Raw genomic sequence first — 771 nt, 5'->3', positions numbered from 1 at the left:
GCGAATATTTGTGGTGGTTCTATCGTTAATGATCGTTTCATATTAACGGCCGCCCACTGCGTAGAATCCTCGGTTTTTACTGACGGTTGGACAGCGAACGATCTTCGTGTTCTGGTAAAAAATCCAACCATGAACGATGTTTATGTCGAAGAGTTCAAAGACGTTCGCACTATTACGATTCATCCCAACTATGATCCTAATGACCTGTGGATTAACGACTTGGCGGTATTGGAGTTAACCCGACCAATTACCGATAACGTTCAGTCCATCACTCTGCCTCAAGATTTTGGCGATTACAGCGGCGAATCGGTTTATCAAATCTTTGGATTGGGACAAACGTCCACGACCGACACCAGTGGCCCGAACTATTTACGATGGGCGGAGGTTCAACCGCTTTCTGATGCCCAATGTGCTTCTCTCGTTGTGGGGTATAACGACCAAGAAAACATTTGTGCAAATGGCTTTCCAGACCGTAGCTATACCGGAATATGTAGCGGAGACTCTGGCGGCCCACTCACCTATCAAGACAGCAACGGTATGTATCAGCAAATCGGGATTGTGAGCTACGGCTCATCCATTTGTGAGTCGGCGGCCATTCCGAGCGTCTTCACAGAGATTCTGAATTACACCTCGTGGATAGAGGCAAGAACCAGTTCCGGGGTCAAAACCGTTTATAACGCAAGCTTAGCAGCCTTAGAGGATTACCTTAGCGAAGGTGATTCAGGCTTTGATCCAGAAGACACTAATGTTTCAGGATTTAGCGACAACGGC

Annotated in this window: 1 protein-coding gene; it reads left to right on the top strand. The window is 47.2% G+C overall.

Going from position 1 to position 771, the window contains the following annotated elements; genetic code table 11:
* Window positions 1-771: serine protease (locus tag R8N49_RS26605; protein ID WP_318190382.1), on the top strand; the 771-nt coding region annotated here is incomplete at both ends.

Source organism: Vibrio sp. 1978, from assembly GCF_033344345.1.
Note: the sequence above shows the minus strand (reverse complement) of the source record. Positions and strands in the feature narration are given on the sequence as shown.